The following is a 17,439-nucleotide window of genomic DNA, read 5'->3' as shown; positions in this document are numbered from 1 at the left end:
GTGGTCCAACCGCCGGGCGAACCCAGCGGTTGGCGATTCCTCGACACGGCTATCGCAACGCGATCGCCGCGGCAAACTCAACAACAAGGACTAAACCTTGCCGCAGATGACCGATGCGTTGTGGCCACCGAAGCCGAAGCTGTTGCTCATCGCAATCTTGACGTTCTTCTGACGCGCCTCGCGAGGCGTGTAGTCGAGGTCGCAATCGGGATCGGGAGTGTCCAGGTTGATCGTCGGTGGGATGCTGCCATTGTTGATCGCACTGATGCAGATCACCAATTCGATCCCGCCGCTGGCTCCCAGCGAGTGCCCCAGGGCGCTCTTGGTGCTGCTGATCGAGACCGATTTCGCGTCGCTGCCAAAGACTGTCTTCACAGCTTGCGTTTCCGCCTTGTCGCCCAGCGGAGTGCTGGTGCCGTGGGCATTGATGTATCCGATGTCCGCTGGATTCAGCTTCGCATCGGACAACGCTTCGGCCATCGCGCGGCCGGCTCCAGCGCCTTGGGCGTCGGGCGACGTGATGTGCCCCGCATCGGCTGTGGTGCCAAAGCCAAGGATCTCGGCCAGGATGTTTGCACCGCGAGCTTTGGCGTGTTCGTATTCCTCGAAGACCAGGATGCCAGCGCCTTCGGCCAACACAAACCCATCGCGATCCTTGTCGAACGGACGACTGGCTCGCTGCGGATCGTCGTTGCGAGTCGAAAGCGCTTTCATGTTTTGGAAACCAGCCAACGCCATCGGCGTGACCGCCGCTTCGCTACCGCCGGTGACCATCACATCGGTCTCGCCAGTCTGGATCGATCGCAGCGCACAGCCCATCGCATTGGCAGCGCTAGCACAAGCCGTGGCGACGCCGAAGTTAGGTCCTCGCAGGCCATAGGTGATCGAAACGTTACCGCCAGCCGCGTTCAGCATCAGCTTGGGGATCACAAAGGGGCTGACCCGATCGGGCCCCTTGGCGATCAAACGCTGCATCTGGGTTTCGATTTCCCACAGACCACCGATACCCGATCCAATAATCGCGCCACAGCGATCGGGATTCTCTTTCGAGAAATCGATGCCCGATTGATCGACGGCTCGGCCCGCGCTGTACATCGCAAACGCGGAGAACCGGTCGACTCGCTTCGCTTCTTTCTTGACCACGTAGGGCTCTGGCGAGAAGTCGTGAACCTCTCCACCAAACTTGACCTTGAACTCGTTCGTGTCAAGGTAAACCAAGTCCCGAATGCCACTCTTGGCAGCCAGCAGGTTTTGCATCAATTCGTCAACTTCGCAACCAAGCGGAGTGACGACGCCCATCCCGGTCACAACGACCCGTCGATTCATGTTTTAGGTTCCAATTGATCCCGCCGGTCGCCGTAGAACGCGACAGACGCGAAGGTGACTCGAACAGTCGCCCCATAATAAAAGTAATGCCGCCAGACCAGACGCGAGGCTTTATTCAAGCGTCCTGGCTTTGGCGGCACTGCGTCATACGGATTGAAAAGTCAGGCTTACGAAGCAGCCTGTTCCTTTTCGATGTAGTCGATCGCTTCGCCGACCTTTTGGATCTTCTCAGCCGAATCGTCGGGAATGTTGATGTCGAACTCTTCTTCCAGTTCCATCACAAGCTCGACGGTGTCCAAGGAGTCCGCACCCAGGTCGTTTACAAACGAGGTATCTCGGGTGATCTTCTCTTTGTCCACGCCCAATTGCTCTGCGACAATGTCGACCACGCGTTCTTCAATCGATGCCATCCGGCGTTCTCCAAAAACTGGTATTCAGTGTTTTCTAAAATTAATGATTTGATTCGAGCGCCGCTTTGCGACACGTGCGTCAAACGTTGAGGATTCCAAAAGATAGAGGATGCGTACAAACAGGGTCAATATCCGCCAGGCATTCTCCTAGCGTCAAGAGCCCGGTTTTTTCCGATATTTCGCAGCATCCGCCCCTTATGGACAGAAATCTGACAAAAACCGGTTCGATCAGCCCGTCATGCCGCCGTCGACAACCAGACACTGCCCGGTGATGTAGCTAGCCGCAGGGCTTGCCAAAAACAGGACAGTCGCCGCCACGTCTTCCGGCTGCCCGACGCGCTTCGCTGGAATTTGTTTCTCCACTTCAGCCAACACCACGTCGCCCAAGGCGGCTGTCATTTCGCTGGCGATAAATCCGGGAGCGACCGCGTTGACGGTCACACCGCGGCTGCACAGTTCACGCGACAGCGATCGCGACAAACCAATCATACCCGCCTTCGACGCCGAGTAGTTCGTTTGACCTGGATTTCCGATGATCCCCGAGATGCTGGCCATGTTGATGATTCGGCCATATTTCGCGCGACGCATGATGCTTGCCGCAGCACGACAACATACAAAACAACTCGTCAGGTTCGTCGCGATCACTTCGTCCCACTGCTCGTCGGTCATTCCACGCATCAGCTTGTCGCGAGTGACGCCGGCGTTGTTGACCAAGATGTCCAGACGGCCGTGCTTTTCGTGCGTTCCGGTGATCGCTTCGGCAGCAGCTTTGCGATCGGTGACGTCGCAAGCCAAGGCTTCGGCTTTACCGCCACCCGCTTCGATCTCCGAAACCGTTGCAGCTAGCTTTTCGGCGTTGCGAGCGACGCAGACGACAGTCGCACCGTTGGCTCCCAGAGTCAGGGCGATCGATTTGCCAAGCCCTTGCGACGCGCCGGTCACGATGGCTACCTGTCCGTTCAAATCTGCGGAGAGCGAGAGTTTCATACGTCTAGTTCTTTGTTCGGTGTTCGTGGATTGATTCGAGAAGGTAAGAGAGGCCGCGGTGGCACAGTCGGCTATTTCGCGTCGCCGAAGCCGTCGGCTGGCATCTTGCGGTCGATCCGACGCAAAATGCCTCGCAGCACGCGTCCGGCACCAACTTCCAAGAAGCCTTCGGTTCCATCGGCAATCATCTGCCGGACCGAATCTTCCCACCGCACGGGATTGACGACTTGGCGAGCCAACAGGCTGCGGATCTCATCGGGCAAGGTGTGTGCACTGGCATCGACATTCGACACGACCGGGATCTTGGCTTCGACGATCGGCATCTCCGCCAACGCTTCGGTCAGCGCTTCGACAGCGGATGCCATTAGAGGCGTGTGAAATGCGCCAGCCACGCTCAACGGGACCACTTTCATCGCTCCCGCTTCCGCCGCGGCGGGTTCCAGTCGGGCCAACGCGGTCTTGTGGCCCGAGACGGCGATATTTCCTGGGCACAGCAAATTAGCGATCTGCAAGACTTCGCCCGGCTCCGCGACCTGTTCGCACAACGCGGCTAGTTTTTCCGCGTCCATGCCCAGCACGCTCGACATGCCGCTTTCGACAGCATCGGCAGCGGCTTGCATCGCTTGACCGCGTCGCTGCACCAATCGCACAGCGGATTCGAAGTCCAAGGCGCCAGCGAAACAGACAGCGGTATATTCGCCAAGGCTCAGCCCCGCGGCGACCGTCGCTTTTTCAACGACCTGCGGCTGCTCGGCTCGCAGCACCTCGACTGCAGCGATACTGCTGACAAACAGAGCTGGCTGGCTGTATTCGGTTGCCGAGAGCCGCTCTTCGGGGCCCGCCAGACAAACGTCGGCCAGATCATAGCCCAGGATTGCCGAAGCGCGATCAAACACCTCGCGGGCAACCGGCTTCTGCTCAATCAGGTCGCGGCACATGCCGACGGACTGAGCGCCTTGCCCGGGGAACAGAAAACCGATCTTTTGCACTTCGAGCGAAACCATGAGCGTCCATAGACCAACGGCAATGCAGCAAATCCAAGCGATTTGCGATTGCTTAGTGTAGAGATGTCAGATGAGATGAACCGAGCTGCGGTCTACTCTTCGTTGACTTCAACAATCGTGCGTCCCATGTAGTACCCACACTTTGGGCATACGGTGTGAGTCGGCGTTGCCGAGCTGCACTGGGGGCAATAGGTCAATTGCTTGCGGCTCAAGTGATCGTGCGAACGTCGCTTGTTGGTACGACTGTTAGAATGCTTGCGTTTTGGAACGGCCATGACGGAATCTCAGATTACGGAATTAGGAGCAACGCTCTTTGCGGACATATTGACTTATCAGCTTGTCGAAGCCCCATATCGTACAAATTCTTCAAATTACCTGTCAACGCGTTCGCTGTCGGATATCTCGACTATTTTCCGGTAACCTCCCACCAAATGCCGCAAAACGGGACAAAGTCGGGCAAAACGTGTCTTCCCCGAACTCCGACAGCTGATATCACCCGCCGGAACAGAATTTCCGCAGCAGCCTTTGCAAGCATTCTCAAACGGCCAAAACCGCAGCTCAGCTAGCCATTTTGAGGAACAACTCCTCCAAAACCCAACGCGCCCGATCGTCGGTCGAGTGGGTTCCTTTGAGCTTCAAGTCGGCATCCAACAGCCAGCCGAGCATCCGTTGGGCGCGAGGTCGACCGATCTTCCGGAGATGAGCTTCGGCCTTCTTCATATCAAACGGACGGAAGCCAGCTTGCTGCAGCGCGTCGGACAAAGAGATCCGGCGGCCCGACTTCTCCGCGTAATCGATCGCCGCGGCGGCGAGCCCCAGTCGCCGCAGAGACCAGGAAATCTGCGGTAGCAGTGCAAACGCCTTCTCGCCGCTGGCGATCAGGTGATCCAGTTGTCGCAGCGCTTCACCCGAATTCCCTTCGGTCGCTGCATCGATGATCTCCCAGGTCGTCTTGCTGCGCCAGCCGCCGACAAACTTGCGGACCATGTCGTCCGTGACCGGTGCCCCCCGCTCGACGCAAACCGCTAGCTTGGCGATGTCGGTATCGAGCAGCCCCAGCGAGGTGCCGGACAGCTCGACCAGCGTCTCGGCGGCCCCCTTCTGCAGTTTGCACTGGTGTCGCGCCGCGACGAACCCGCACAAAAACGACTTCAGCTTGTTCAGATCGGGCTTGGTGCTGCGGCCGCTGCCGGTCGGAATCGCACACTGGACCAACAGATGGGTTTTGTTGATCGCTTTATAGAGTCGCGTGTTGCCGGGAAACGACTTCAGTTCCAACAGCAGCAACCCCGCCGAAGAGGGCTTGGCGACGTACGCCTCCAATTCCGCGCGGTACTTGGAGACAAATTTGTCGGCGTCGCGGACGACGATCGATCGCGGTTGCCCCATCGAAAAGAGCGATCCGGTCTGCAATTCATCCCGGACATCCTTCCACTCCGCCAGTTCGCCATCGAGATCGATACTGTCGGGGCGATCCTCTTCCGCCGCATCCAAGCCCAACAGCTTCCGCAACGTCCAGCTACGCAGCATCGGATCGTCGCCAAACAAGACGGTGACCGCGCTGGGGGCGGAGTCGCTGGCGGCGGTCAGCAGATCAAAAGCGTTCAGAAGCGGCATGGTCGGAATCGATCGGCGGGCAAATAAACGTGACGAACATTTGGAGCGGTGTGCATTTCAATCGAAAACTGTAGCGGCTTTCCGCCACGACAACACCCGACAGTCGCTCGAGCTCAACGCCCTTCTTTTGGCAACGCCTCGCTCAAATCGCCGGCCAGCTGCTGAAGCTCGCTCACCTGCAGCGACATCAACGACTCGACAGAATCGACCTTGCGGCTCAAGACCTCCTGAAGCGTCCGGATCCGGCCGATCCATTCCCCCTTTTCAACACCTGCTTGAACCCCCTTCTCAATCCCCTCTTGTAACCACTGTTCAGCGATAGTTGGCATCAGGCTCTCTCCTTCGATTCGCAATGCGTCGGCGACCGCCGTCCGCAACTGGTCGCGAGTCACTCGGTCGGTTCCGCTGACCAGATAGCGGAGGATCGTTTCAAGGCTAGACAATCCCGTCGCCGGGGGGAGCAATTTGCGAAACAGCCGCAAAAGCTCTGGCAGCCGCTCGGGCAGTTCATCGCGCCCGATGTATTTTAGCAGCGACATGTACGCGAAGAAAAGCGATTCGGTACGCAATTCTTCATCGGTGCAACAGCTCAGATCGATCAACGGCATCGTAAACGACGGAACATAGGGCTGCAGCGATGCAGGAGCATCGATCAGTTCCGGCAGCGATCGAGCGACATTCCATGGCCGCACGCCGTGATACAACACAATCGGAATCACACAGCACAACGGCAGCGAATCGCGTTGCCGCTGGTCCAACACCCCAACGATATAACGCAACACCTGGAACGACGTCATCGCATCGGGGGTCGATTTGTGTTCGAACAACAACACAACCAACGCCTCGCCGCCGCCAGCCAACGCGACTTCAAAGACCAGATCCGAAAGGCTCTCCCGCAACGTCTGATCGACAAACGACTGCTTCGCGGGAGCGATGGTATCGAGATCCAACTCCGCCACGACCTCTGGCGGCAGACGCCACAACACGAGCTGGCGAACCTGATCGATCTCGCCTAAGAACCGGCGAACAAACCGGTCGTGAGGATTATTGACGGCGTCGTCCGACATCGGCCAAGCCTCCCGTGCCCCACTTGCCTTCGACACCTACACATTATAGGGCAGATAGCAAGTAACACGGAATCGCGGAAACCGAAAACCGACGCTGGTTCTATCGAAAGCTTGCTCGGGGCAGAGCGGCTTGTGTGCCTTCGGGTTGCCCTTCGATCGGCTGGAACCCGTTGATCCGGCCTTGCGGCGACAAGCCCTGCACCGAGATCGGCACGTCCAACGCATGCACGCCGACGTTCCCCGCCTTGTCGGTCGCTTCGACTCGCAAGTAGATCTCGCGAGGCAATTGCGGATCGGCTGGCCAAATGTAACGCCCCGTGTTCGCCAATCCGGTGGCGATCGTGGTCCAGGGACCGTCGAGCGAATCGGAAAAGGCGAGGCTGATCGGACGTGGGCCAAAGTTTTCGTCGTTGCAGGCGTAATCGATGATCAACGAACCGGTATAGCTCTCGTCGCCATAAGTCGCCCCGGTCACCCGAGTCTGTGGCGCCGTGGTGTCGACCAGCACGTAAATATCCGCTGGATCTCCCGAGACAGGCCGCGGCGTGGTCAACCCATTCGCCGCCACGATCACGATCCGGAACCCAACAATGCCTTCTTTGGACACTTCGATATCAAACGGGCTCTGCTTGTCGGGATCAGCATTCCAACGCTGCCAAGTCTGGCCGCCGTCGCGAGTTCCCCAAAGCTCAACCGCTTCGACCCCGCCGTTGCCGACCGATTCCACTTCGTAATCGAGACTGAACTGCTTCGACCGCGTCACTCTCGGCGTGTCGTTCAAGGACAACGATCGAGCCTGTCGTTCGCCGCTGGCCTCCGCCGGCGACTGAGTCTCTGCTGGCGTCGACGCACTGACCTGAGTCCCCTGCAGCGGACGGAATGCCTCGCGAGGTGCCGCGGGTCGCTGCATCGACTGGTTTTGCTGCGGCGCACTAGGAGGCGAATACGACGAAGCCGCTGGCTCGGTCGCTGCGAAATTCGGAGTCTGCCCACCGACAGGCGGTTGCTGCTGCTGTTGCTGCAGCGGAGGATTGAGCCCAAAGCCTTGCGTATCGCTAACCGCTCGCGCCGTCATCGGGACCGCGCCGCGATACTGCGACGTCGTGGGATGCGTGTAATTGTACGCGGGGTTCGTCGCCGCAGCCGGCTGACCAGTCGACGGTGCGGGCGCTGTCGCGGGAGGATAAGCCGGATTGGCGACAGGAGCCGCTTGAGCCGACCGATAGGCTGGCTGAGTGTAACCGGGAGTCGTCGCAGGCTGAGCGTAAGTTGGGCTGCCACGGAAAGTCGAGCGATCCGAAACCGCGGTCGCAGCCATCCCCAGGCCCGGCTGACGTTGGCCGCTAGCGAACGTCATCGGATTCGATGCCACGCGAGGGCGTTGCACCTGTTCGTTGAAGACGGTTTGGTTGCCCGCTTTGTCGCGGACGATCATTCGCACGTAGACCTGACGCCATTCGGTTTGCGGCTGCCACGTGATCCGCCCCACCAAAGCACCATCCTCGGGACGACGCCCCGGGCGACCTTCGATCGAGATCGGCATCCACTGCCGAACCGCATCGGTCATGTACTCCAACTGCATGTACTCTTCGTCGACCGCCACATCGGTGATCGCATAATCCAACACGATCTGGCCGTTGATATCCGAATCGGTTGTCGCCTGAACCTGCGGATTGGTCGTGTCGACAAACACGCGCAACTGCGGCGCCATGTTGCCGGTCGGATACGAGATCCCGCGAGCATCGATCGTTCGCGTGGAGAACCAAAAATCGCCATCCTCGGGAGCCTGGAACGGGAACCCGCTTTCGTTAGCCGGCTGCCGAGCGAAGAACTTCCACGTCTTCCCCTGGTCTCGCGAGACAAATAATTGAACCTCGACCGGCTGGGCCCCCGTCCGCTCGACCGAAAAGGGGATATCAAAGCTGGTGTTGTTCAGGAACACTCCAGCCCCGAAGTCCTGCGTCGCCGGAGGCGTTGCGATCACGCTGGCCTGCATCGCAGGTGCCTGGGCAACGGCGACGTTTGTGCAACAATATAAAGGAATGGCACACAAGACCGCCAACGTTCGGTGAATTCGCTTTTGTCCCATGGATCCCTATCGCTCCGGTCAGATCGGTCGCGAGCTGCGATTTGCACGAGCAAACCATCGTCGCGAATGCTGATTCTTCCTGTCGCACTCAAATTGCGGGTCGTGCCGGTCATGCACACCCCTTGTTCGGTTCGGCATTTTCAGCGGATCAACTTGAATCAAACACACGGCTCATCTAGGTAAACAATATGTTTGCGGCGGAATACGATTTTGATGTCCTAGTAATCGGCGCCGGGCACGCCGGAACCGAAGCTGCCGCGGCGGCGGCCCGGCTGGGAGCCAAGACGGCCCTGCTGACGACCAACCTCGATACCGTCGGCCAAATGAGCTGCAATCCGGCGATCGGCGGCGTCGCCAAGGGGCATATCGTCCGCGAAGTCGATGCCCTCGGCGGCCTGATGGGCATCGCGACCGATCGGACCGGCATCCAGTTCCGCATGCTCAATCGACGCAAGGGGCCGGCGATGCACAGCCCGCGTGCCCAAGCCGACAAAAAGGCGTACCAGATCGAGATCAAACGCTTAATCGAGGAACAGCCCAACCTCTGGCTGCGGCAGGAAGTCGTCGAGGACTTGGTCACCGAAACGATCGACGGACGCCCGCAGATCACGGGAGTTAAAGTCAAAGGGGACGCGCTCTACCGCGCCCGCTGCGTCGTGCTGACGACGGGGACTTTTTTGCAAGCAATCATGCACACCGGCGAAGCCAAAACCCAAGGGGGCCGCGCCGGCGAAGGGACAACGGCCGGGATCAGCGGCGCCCTGCATCGACTCGGCTTCCAACTGGAACGCTTCAAAACCGGCACCCCTCCGCGGCTGAACGGCCGCACGATCGATTATTCGCAAACCGAACGCCAGCCGGGAGACGACGATCCGCAACCGTTCTCCTTCATGACCGATGCGATCACCACCCCGCAGCTCCCCTGCTGGATCACCCACACGAACGCCCAAGTCCATGACCTGATCCGCGCCAACCTCCAGCGGGCGCCGATGTACAGCGGCCAGATCGACAGTACCGGGCCGCGTTATTGCCCGTCGATCGAAGACAAGATCGTTCGTTTTGCCGAACGCGACTCGCATCAACTGTTCCTCGAACCCGAGGGCTTCAACACCCAAGAGGTCTACGTCAACGGCGTCTCGACCAGCCTGCCTCGCGATGTCCAAGACCAGATGTTCCGCTTGATCCCCGGCCTGCAAAACGCCCAGATCATGCGCTACGGATACGCCGTCGAATACGATTATTGCCCGCCACAGCAGCTTCGCCCCCACCTGGAGAGCAAGCTAGTCGACGGACTGTTCCTGGCCGGCCAGATCAACGGCACCACCGGATACGAAGAAGCCGCCGGGCAAGGCCTGTTGGCCGGCGCCAACGCAGCTCTGACCGTTGCCGGCCGCGAACCACTGATTCTCGGCCGCGAAGACGCCTACATGGGCGTACTGATCGACGACCTCGTCACCAGCGGGACCGACGAACCGTATCGCATGTTCACCAGCCGCGCCGAATATCGACTCACCCTACGGCAGGACAATGCCGACCGCCGCTTAACCAAGATCGCCAACGACGTCGGCTTGATCGATCCCGTGCGATGGCAGCGATTTGAAACCAAACTGGCCGAGATCGACCAGGGAACTCAGTGGCTCAAGGCGGGCCGCATCGAGGGACAACCAGCCGCCAAGTACCTCTGCCGCCCCGAAACGACGTGGCAGCAGATCGAAGAAGCCGTCCCGCAACTGCGAGAACTCTCAGCCGAAGCGGCTCAACAAGTCGAATTCGACACGCGGTATGCCGGATACGTCAATCGGCAACAGACCGAGATCGCGCGGATGAACCGGCTGTCGGAAAAGAAGATCCCCGCCGATTTCGACTTCAAAAACATCCGCTCGCTGCGAACCGAAGCCTTTCAAAAATTCGAGAAGATACGGCCGATCACGATCGCCCAAGCGCGTCGGATCAGCGGAATCACGCCCGCCGACATCGCCCTCCTTCTGGCTCGCCTCGAGTCGCAAAACATGGCAAAAACCAGCAAGCCGGAGCGTCGGCCCCAGACTCCGCCCCCCCAATCGGCAAGCCCGAATTGAGAAGGCCGCCAATCGTCGCAAGCTATTAAAAAGCCGCAGCTTACCCCAAACGAATTCATCTTGACCGGTCACGCGTCTTAGGTATAATTCCCAGAGTTGGCAAACCTGGCAATCAGGGAAGGGCCGGATGCCCTTGCCGAATGCGACCTGTAGGCTGCCCCTATCACGTATAGGCAACGCAACGGGTTTTTGTCGACGAGCCAGATCTGAAGCTTAAGACGTTCCTTCAGCTACCAGACTGTCTCAATCACCCGGTCGTTCTTTCGGACGGGAGCGACGGATTGCCTGGCGAACTCAGGCTCATGCAGGGAGGATGAATGCTATGACCACAAAAACGGTCTTTACCACCGGCGAGGCTGCCAAGATTTGCAAGGTCAGCCAACAAACGATCATTCGCTGTTTTGACAACGGAACGCTCAAGGGCTTCCGAGTCCCTGGCAGCCGATTCCGGCGGATTCCACGCGACCTCCTGTATTCCTTTATGAAGGACAACGGGATTCCGACCGACGCTCTCGAAAGCGGCAAGAAGAAGATCCTAGTCGTCGACGACGATGTCGATTTGGTCGAACTGATCGTCGAAGGCCTGGAGCGCGATGGCCGCTTCGATCTCCGCACCGCCAACAACGGCTTCGATGCGGGGATGCAAGTCAAAGAGTTTCGCCCCGACCTGGTGATCCTCGATGTCATGCTTCCCGATATCAACGGCAAAGAGGTTTGCCAACGCGTCCGCAGCGATCCTGCCATGGACAGCGTTCAAATCATCTGCATCTCGGGCATGATCGAACAAGATAAAGTTCAATCGCTCCGCGACGCAGGCGCCAACGACTTCATGCAGAAGCCTTTTGCGATCGAAGATCTGATCGCTCGCGGCTGTGATCTGCTGGAGATCGAACGCAAAGCGGAACACTAGACGTTACCGAACTGTAAGCCAGCGAAATCGGCGATCCACCAGTCTCGCAACCGATGCCCGACTGGATGCCGGACCGACGCGGAATCCCCATGAACCAAACCGGGCTGCTGCCGTCGATCTCGTGGAATGGCTCACGCTGGTGGCTGCCGCTGTCGACCGCCACCGCAAACCAACTGGCTCAACAGTTCCTGCAACCCACCTCCGACGCGCTTCGAGCGCTGCTGGAATCCGATCCCGCACTGCGGATTTGGATGCTGTTGGAGTGTGCAGCTTCCAATAACGCGGCTCTCCTGACGCTCAGCAACCTAGCCAACCAAGCTCCCGCTGTGCTCGCTGCTGCATTCCGCGACAGCGACCGCCAAAGCGATTCGCCCAGCGATCTCCAGAGCTTCCATCCCCACTGGTGCGAACTGCACCGCGATGCCACCGCGTGGGATTCCCCCGAGCGATGGCTGCAGGTCACCGGCCCGGTCGTTCCATCGGCTTGGCAACAGACCTGGCCTCGATTGGTCGACGCCACCAACCTCCCGCAAACATGTCCCGATTTCGGCGGCAACAAACTCGACCTCGCGCGGCTTCTGCAAACTACCGACCGCGCCGCTGCGACAAACGCTCAGCTCGTTAAGACGCTCAAGGCAGAGAAGCTCGCGGCGTTAAAGGAGTTTGCTTATGGGCTCAGCCATGAGATCAACAATCCGCTGGCCAACATCTCGACTCGGGCGCAGAGCCTCGCCCGCGACGAGAACTCTCCCGATCGCAAGCGAATGCTCGCGGCTATCGTCAACCAAGCGATGCGTGCGTATGAGATGATCGCCGACGCGATGTTCTTCGCGAATCCGCCGCAGCCGAAGATTGCCGACGACAACGACCCCGAAGACGTCTCGGAATTGGTCCGCCAGATCGTGGATGAATTCACCGCCAGCAGCGCGATCGACGGCATCGCGATCTCCTCGCAGGTCACCCCCGATTGCCGAGCCACCATCGACCGCGGACAGATTGCCGACGCGATCCGCTCTCTGTTGCGCAACGCCTGCGAAGCGATCCACCCTCCCGGTCAGATCGCCGTCGAACTGGTTCGCGCTGACAAAATGCTGCGACTGAGGATCACCGACAGCGGGCCGGGACTGAACAAACGGGAACGACGGCACGCCTTCGACCCATTCTTCAGCGGGCGTGAAGCGGGCCGCGGACTTGGGCTGGGCCTCTGCAAAGCCCAACGCGTGATCGAACTAGCCGGCGGCCGGATCGCCATCGACAGCAGCCCCACCGGCTGCGTTGCAACCGTGCATATTCCGGCAGCATAAAGCTGCCGTCACCGGACGCCCCGCCGCTTTAACGCCGACGCTTCGGCAATTCGAATCGGATATCATCGTCAGTGCGTCCCCCGTGCTTCGCCCCTACCAATGAACCTCGCATAAGCTTCCATGACCGCGATCCTGGGGATCTCCGCTTTTTATCATGACAGCGCGGCGGCACTTATCGTCGACGGAGCGATCGTTGCGGCGGCGCAGGAAGAACGTTTTACGCGGTGCAAGCACGACGCAAGTTTCCCCGAACATGCGATCGCTTTTTGCCTGGAACAAGCCGGACTCTCGCGAGCCGATCTCGACTACGTCGCCTTCTATGAAAAGCCGTTTGTGAAGTTCGAACGACTGCTGGAGACCTATCTGGCGGTCGCTCCCGCGGGCTTCCGCAGCTTTGCCGCCGCGATGCCGGTCTGGTTAAAGGACAAGTTATTCATCAAACGCAGATTGCGGCGAGAACTCGCCGACGCGCCCAAAGCCAAGCTGATCTTCACCGGGCATCATCAGAGCCACGCGGCGAGCGCATTCTTCCCCAGCCCGTTCGAAGAAGCGGCCTTCTTAACGCTCGATAGCGTTGGTCAGTGGGCCACAACAACTTGGGGCGTCGGTCGCGGAAACAAACTCCAAACCGATCACCAAATCAATTTCCCGCACTCGCTGGGACTACTCTATTCCGCGTTCACCTATCACTGCGGATTCAAGGTCAACAGCGGCGAATACAAGCTGATGGGGTTGGCGCCTTACGGATCGCCGATCTATGCCGACACGATCCGTGAGCATTTGATCGACATCCGCGACGACGGCAGCTTTTGGATGGACATGCGTTACTTCCAATACTGCCGCGGACTGACGATGACGAATCGTCGGTTCAGGGACCTATTTCAGATCTCGCCACGAGCCCCCGAATCGGAATTGCAGCAGCAACATTTCGACATGGCAGCCAGCGTTCAAGCGGTCATCGAAGAGATCGTGATGGCGATGGCCAGGCACATCCACCGACGAACCGCTTGCAAAAACCTGGTTCTTGCCGGAGGCGTCGCGCTGAATTGCGTTGCCAACGGGCGACTGTTGCGGGAGGGACCGTTTGAGCGCATCTGGGTTCAACCGGCTGCCGGAGATGCAGGCGGCGCACTCGGCGGATCGCTGCTTGCTTGGCACCAACTGTTGAACAAACAACGCACTGTTCAACCGGACCAAGATTCACAAGCCGGCAGCCTGCTGGGCCCCAGCTACACCAACGCCGCGATTTCGCAGTTCCTCGATCGACAAGCGGCTCGCTACACACAAATCGATGACGATCGAGAGCTCACGCGCCGCGTGGCGGAACTCTTGTCGGAAGGGAAGGTCGTCGGCTGGTTTCACGGCCGGATGGAGTTTGGTCCGCGAGCGCTCGGCGCACGCAGCATCTTGGCCGACGCGCGGGCTCCACAAATGCAGTCGAGCCTGAACGACAAAGTGAAACGCCGCGAGAGCTTTCGGCCGTTTGCCCCGATCGTACTTCAAGAACTGGCGGCCGATTGGTTCGACATCGCACCGCCGCACGACAGCCCCTACATGTCGTTTGTCACCAAGGTGGCCGAACCGAAACGGAGTCCGCACAACGAGATCCCCGCAGTGACTCATATCGACGGCACGGCGCGACTGCAAACCGTCGATCGCGTCCGCAACCCGCGACTGCATCAACTGCTGACCGACTTCTACCAACAGACTCAATGCCCGGTCCTGGTCAACACAAGCTTCAACGTTCGCGGCGAACCGATCGTTTGCACTCCCGAAGACGCTTTTCGTTGTTTCGCGAAGACCGAGATCGACGTCTTGGTTTTAGAAAACTGCATCGTGCTGAAATCCGAAAACTCGCACCAAGAACCGACAATCGAATCACTCAACCCCGAGAGTCTCAACCCCAGAAAGCGTTCCGAGATCGCGACCGCTCCCGACGACAAGACGCTCCGCCAGTTTGGCTTCCTACTGGGACTGATCCTCGCCGTCGCCGCCGGCTTCCGCTGGCACGCAGGTTCGACGAACCTAGCGGGAGCAATGACCGCCGCTGCTGTCGCCAGCGCCGCGATCGGTGCGGTGGTTCCGCGGATACTGAAGCCACTGCTTGTCGGGTGGATGATCGCCGTCTTTCCAATCCGCTGGCTGGTCTCTCACATGACCTTAGCGATCATTTATTATGGGATCATCACGCCGCTGGGGCTGATCCTGCGAATCGCGGGGCACGATCCGCTGGGCCGCAAAGAATCGAAGCGGCCCAGCCACTGGATCGCGGCGGAGCCAGAGGTCGGGGCCGAGCGTTACTTGAAACAATATTAGGCAAGGCGCGACGGAAAGCCCCAACATCGATGCAGCAGGCCGCGGGGCCTCCCGCCCCAATCAACTCGAGCGTGAACAATGGAAGATCAAGACGACAAATTCGCCGAAATCGCCAACGCTTCCCACGAGCAATCGTTCCTGAGCGAGCTGGTTGAATTCTTGAGGTTCAACAAAAAGTGGTGGCTCGCTCCGATCCTGATCGCGCTACTGCTGCTCGGTGCACTGCTGATGCTGTCGAGCACCGCAGCAGCCCCTTTCATCTATACGCTGTTTTGATCTGCCTCAATCCAACAGCATGATCTCGACCTTGCGGAACTCGATCGGATGGCTCTCGGATTGCAGCGAGATCGATCCGCCGGACAACATCTTCGTCCCCGCCTTTTCGATCAATTTGGCGGCGTGGGCGTCGCGTTCATCCAACTGCGGCTTGGTGTATTCCAGAACCACCTCGCCATCGATCAAGTGGCGGATCACATCGTTCCCCCGGACTTCGATCTCGACAGTCACCCACTGGTCGCCGTGATAGGTCTTCGATGACGAACTGGTGCAGTGCGGCGTGAACAACTTGCCCTCCTTCACGACGTTTGTGCCGGGGGTGCAAAGATTGGCGTTGGTCCGCGGACGTTTGCCATCGCCGCCGAGCAACTGAACCTCGATCGAGGTCGGAAAGTCCTGGTCCTTGGTCATCTCTTCGGGCGACTCGCCATGCAGCATCACGCCGCTATTGCGAAGCGCCCAGCCCTCGCCTCCCTTGCATTGCTCGCCGACAAAACGGTACTCGACGCGAAAGCGATAGTTCGAAAATGGCTGCTTATAAAACAGATGCCCGAAGCGTTTATCAAACGAATCGTAGGCGTCGTAGCCGACTTTTATCACGCCATCTTCGACGCGGAACGTGTTGCCATAATTGTCGCCCAGATCGTAGCCCTTGATCTTCGGCGTCCAGCCGTCGAGGTTCTTGCCGTTAAACAGCGAAACCCACTGCCCCTTGGGAAAGGCTTCGTCCGCGGTGGCAGCGGACGAAACGAACAACGATACGAGAGCCAACGCGACGACAAAAGGAGCTTTCATGCCTTGGTGAACCTAAGCGAGTAGAAGATTTCAATTTCGCCCAATTGTAAACCAAAATCGCCACGGTTGCCCAAACTCGCTTCCGATCCACGGAGCTGCGCCGCAGCGGATCGCCACCACCTCGCGACTCGGCGATCACCAAACGAAAAAACCGCAGCGTCCCTAAGGAACGCTGCGGCTTTCAAATGCTTTTAGCTAGACAAACGTCGCCGCAGTTATCGGTAGATCGATCCGCTGTTGTTTGGCGAAGTCGCGGTGGGCATCGAATAAGACGATCCAGGCGATTGAGTCGCAGGTGTCGTGTAAGTCGATGGTGCTACCGAGCTGTTCATGCCGGGATAAGCGGTTGCCGAACTGGTGCTGCCAGGACGGTACCCACTTGGGCTCGAAGCCACTTGAGTTGCTGGAGTGGCTGGCGCCGCTGGGTTTGCGTAAGTCGCTTGCGTTGCAGGTGGTGCAGCGTAGCCACCGGGAGCGGCTGGTGCTGTGTAACCAGCGGGGCTTGGAGCAGCGTAAGGCGATGTGCTGCTGGCTGGTGTTGCGTACGGCGATGCTGGAGTCGCGGCACCGTAGGCAGGGTTGTTAGCCGCACTTGCTGTGTAGGTCGGCGGTGTGCTTGGAGTCGCCGCGTAAGGAGCTGCTGCACCGTATGGCGAGGCTGGAGCTGCACCAGGTGCTGCGCCGCCGTAAGGGCTGGTTGGCGTTACGCCACCGTAAGGCGAAGCGGCTGCGGTGCTGTTGTAACCGTTAGCTTGAGCCGCTGCGGTCGGCGTGCCGTAGGGCGAGCTGCCACCGGGCGTTCCATAAGGGCTTGCGCTGCCATAAGGACTGGCAGGAGCGGTCGTGGTCGATGCGGCAACTTGCGTGTTCGCCGATTGGCCCGACTTGCCGGTCGCAGCCGAAGCGATCGCGGTTGGCGTGTGATTTTCGCTTGGTGGCGCTGGGTAGGTGGCCGATGGGCCACTGCCGGCCAGAGTCTCTGCGGAAGGCTTTTTGCCCCACGAGAACAAGTTCTTGCCTGGCATTGTTGTCTTACAGCCGGTCGATCCGATCGCCATAACTGCAATGCTGGCAACGGCGACGCGGTTCCATGTCACTATACGGCATCGCATAACGATGTTCCCTCAAACTGGCGAATTTTGAGAAGTCGGAGCATGCGGGCGTCGTCTGTCTCAGCCAGACCGGTCGCGATTCGCAAAACCCTTCTTCCTTGAAGTGTTTCTTTGCAGCGATGCTCCACCAACGGCAAGCGTCGGGGCA

At 59.2% G+C, this 17,439-nt stretch carries 15 protein-coding genes; 5 read left to right on the top strand and 10 right to left on the bottom strand.

Annotated features, from left to right (window positions below; translation table 11 throughout):
• Positions 1-90: 90 nt before the first annotated feature.
• The 8 genes from fabF to CA51_RS01470 all read right to left on the bottom strand — a co-directional run bounded on the left by fabF (position 91) and on the right by CA51_RS01470 (position 8,500).
• A complete protein-coding gene (gene fabF, locus CA51_RS01505; RefSeq protein ID WP_145117372.1) occupies positions 91-1,326 on the bottom strand; it encodes a beta-ketoacyl-ACP synthase II in 1,236 nt (411 codons plus the stop codon).
• Between the two features lie 167 nt (positions 1,327-1,493).
• Positions 1,494-1,736 carry an acyl carrier protein gene (gene acpP, locus CA51_RS01500; RefSeq protein WP_145117371.1) on the bottom strand — a complete coding sequence of 81 codons (243 nt, stop codon included), beginning with the start codon at positions 1,734-1,736 and terminating at the stop codon, positions 1,494-1,496.
• 228 nt (positions 1,737-1,964) lie between these two features.
• Complete coding sequence (gene fabG, locus CA51_RS01495; protein ID WP_145117370.1) at positions 1,965-2,723, bottom strand: 3-oxoacyl-[acyl-carrier-protein] reductase; 759 nt, start codon at positions 2,721-2,723, stop codon at positions 1,965-1,967.
• Positions 2,724-2,794: 71 nt separating this feature from the next.
• Positions 2,795-3,727 (bottom strand): ACP S-malonyltransferase, encoded by a 933-nt coding sequence (gene fabD / locus CA51_RS01490; RefSeq protein ID WP_145117369.1) that lies wholly within the window; start codon positions 3,725-3,727, stop codon positions 2,795-2,797.
• A gap of 92 nt (positions 3,728-3,819) precedes the next feature.
• Positions 3,820-4,002: a 50S ribosomal protein L32 gene (rpmF, locus tag CA51_RS01485; RefSeq protein WP_145117368.1), complete on the bottom strand. Its 183-nt coding sequence runs from the start codon at positions 4,000-4,002 to the stop codon at positions 3,820-3,822.
• Positions 4,003-4,285: 283 nt separating this feature from the next.
• Positions 4,286-5,344, bottom strand: coding sequence for a DNA polymerase III subunit delta (holA, locus tag CA51_RS01480; RefSeq protein WP_145117367.1), 1,059 nt, complete (start codon positions 5,342-5,344; stop codon positions 4,286-4,288).
• Positions 5,345-5,457: 113 nt separating this feature from the next.
• Entirely contained in the window at positions 5,458-6,411 is a 954-nt protein-coding gene (locus CA51_RS01475) for an Rpn family recombination-promoting nuclease/putative transposase (protein WP_145117366.1), read from the bottom strand.
• Between the two features lie 100 nt (positions 6,412-6,511).
• Positions 6,512-8,500: a hypothetical protein gene (locus CA51_RS01470; RefSeq protein ID WP_145117365.1), complete on the bottom strand. Its 1,989-nt coding sequence runs from the start codon at positions 8,498-8,500 to the stop codon at positions 6,512-6,514.
• A 188-nt stretch (positions 8,501-8,688) separates the two neighbouring features.
• On the opposite strand from CA51_RS01470, the gene mnmG reads away from it, so the two are divergent.
• From mnmG to CA51_RS01445, 5 genes are all read left to right on the top strand, one after another.
• A complete protein-coding gene (mnmG, locus tag CA51_RS01465; RefSeq protein WP_145117364.1) occupies positions 8,689-10,578 on the top strand; it encodes a tRNA uridine-5-carboxymethylaminomethyl(34) synthesis enzyme MnmG in 1,890 nt (629 codons plus the stop codon).
• Positions 10,579-10,900: 322 nt separating this feature from the next.
• Positions 10,901-11,488, top strand: a complete 588-nt coding sequence (locus CA51_RS01460; protein ID WP_145117363.1) for a response regulator — start codon at positions 10,901-10,903, stop codon at positions 11,486-11,488.
• An 89-nt stretch (positions 11,489-11,577) separates the two neighbouring features.
• Complete coding sequence (locus CA51_RS01455) at positions 11,578-12,792, top strand: sensor histidine kinase (RefSeq protein ID WP_197451511.1); 1,215 nt, start codon at positions 11,578-11,580, stop codon at positions 12,790-12,792.
• A gap of 120 nt (positions 12,793-12,912) precedes the next feature.
• Positions 12,913-15,108, top strand: a complete 2,196-nt coding sequence (locus CA51_RS01450; RefSeq protein ID WP_145117361.1) for an SxtJ family membrane protein — start codon at positions 12,913-12,915, stop codon at positions 15,106-15,108.
• A gap of 78 nt (positions 15,109-15,186) precedes the next feature.
• A complete protein-coding gene (locus CA51_RS01445; RefSeq protein ID WP_145117360.1) occupies positions 15,187-15,384 on the top strand; it encodes a DUF5989 family protein in 198 nt (65 codons plus the stop codon).
• A gap of 6 nt (positions 15,385-15,390) precedes the next feature.
• On the opposite strand, the gene CA51_RS01440 is transcribed toward CA51_RS01445, so the two are convergent.
• Both CA51_RS01440 and CA51_RS01435 read right to left on the bottom strand, forming a co-directional pair.
• Positions 15,391-16,179, bottom strand: coding sequence for a 3-keto-disaccharide hydrolase (locus CA51_RS01440; protein WP_145117359.1), 789 nt, complete (start codon positions 16,177-16,179; stop codon positions 15,391-15,393).
• A gap of 215 nt (positions 16,180-16,394) precedes the next feature.
• Positions 16,395-17,291, bottom strand: coding sequence for a hypothetical protein (locus tag CA51_RS01435; RefSeq protein ID WP_145117358.1), 897 nt, complete (start codon positions 17,289-17,291; stop codon positions 16,395-16,397).
• Between the last annotated feature and the right edge of the window lie 148 nt (positions 17,292-17,439).

The organism is Rosistilla oblonga (genome assembly GCF_007751715.1).
In the GTDB taxonomy this organism is placed as follows: Bacteria; Planctomycetota; Planctomycetia; order Pirellulales; family Pirellulaceae; genus Rosistilla; species Rosistilla oblonga.
This window is presented reverse-complemented; position numbering and strand designations above follow the sequence as displayed.